Origin of the sequence: Clostridium sp., from assembly GCF_018372875.1 — a bacterium.
Classification (GTDB): Bacteria; Bacillota; Clostridia; order Clostridiales; family Clostridiaceae; genus Clostridium.
Genome location: NZ_JAHAIF010000107.1, coordinates 1 through 1218, shown reverse-complemented (window position 1 = coordinate 1218; position 1218 = coordinate 1). Strand labels below are relative to the sequence as shown.

General features: G+C 27.8%; 1 protein-coding gene. It reads left to right on the top strand.

Features of this window, described 5'->3' with window-relative positions; all coding sequences use genetic code 11:
- The first annotated feature begins 437 nt into the window (after positions 1 to 437).
- Entirely contained in the window at positions 438 to 1115 is a 678-nt protein-coding gene (locus tag KIB46_RS16300) for a uracil-DNA glycosylase (protein ID WP_156561892.1), read from the top strand.
- The last annotated feature ends 103 nt before the right edge of the window (positions 1116 to 1218 follow it).

The following is a 1218-nucleotide window of genomic DNA, read 5'->3' as shown; positions in this document are numbered from 1 at the left end:
TTGATTTCTCAAGTTTACTCGTAAAAAGAATTGCTGGTTTTTAACTTTATATTCTGTTCAATTTTCAAAGACCAATTTGTGTGTCGCACTCAAGCGACTTGCTTATCTTAACACCCTCATCGAAACTTGTCAACAACTTTTTTTGAATTTCTTCGATTCATTTGTTTTAAGTTGTTTACCGTTGTCGTAAGGACAAGACATATCTTATCACATACAAGAAATTTGTCTAATTATATTTATTGATTTTATCTATATTATCCTTAATATACTAGCTTTTATATAGCTTTTACTTATTTATTCTTATATAGATACACAAGGTTATGTTTTTTTACTTTTAGAGAAAATTATATATATAAAGAATATTCAATATATTAATCTCAACACAGCTAAAATCAATAATTAAGCCGATTTGTGTTATAATATTTAGGGGTGATAAAATGAATCAAATTTTAAAGAATAATTGGAATACTGTATTAAAAAATGAATTTGATAAGGACTATTATCAAAAATTAAGACAATTTCTTATAGAGGAGTATAAATCAAAAACCATATATCCAAATGCATATGATATTTTTAATGCTCTTCATTTTACAGACTATAATGATGTGAAAGTTGTTATCTTAGGGCAAGATCCTTATCATGGTCCAAATCAAGCTCACGGATTAAGCTTTTCTGTAAAGCCAGGTATACAAGCACCACCTTCTTTAAGAAACATATATAAAGAATTACATACGGATATAGGTTGTTCTATTCCTAATAACGGATACTTAAAAAAGTGGGCAGATCAGGGAGTTCTCTTATTAAACACAGTATTAACTGTAAGAGCTGGAGAGGCAAATTCTCATAAAAATAAGGGTTGGGAAATTTTTACTGATAAGATAATATCTAAATTAAATGAAAGAAAGGACCCTATAGTTTTTATTTTATGGGGTAATAACGCTATAAGCAAAAAGAAACTTATAACTAACCCTAAACATTATATAATACAATCGGTACATCCAAGTCCTCTTTCAGCTACAAGAGGATTCTTTGGAAGCAAACCTTTTTCTAAAACTAATCAATTCTTAAAAAGTATTAATAAACAAGAAATTGATTGGCAAATTGATAACATATAAAAAGAAGGGGCTGTCGCACTAAATAATTAGTGCGTAGCTCTTTTTTTTGTAAAAAAATAAATCCCAAACTCTACGAGTTTAGGATTTATGATAAAATATTCTT

What these genes read in the sequence shown, in the direction of transcription:
- KIB46_RS16300 (WP_156561892.1), top strand. Translation starts at nt 438, where the DNA reads ATGAATCAAATTTTAAAGAATAATTGGAATACTGTATTAAAAAATGAA.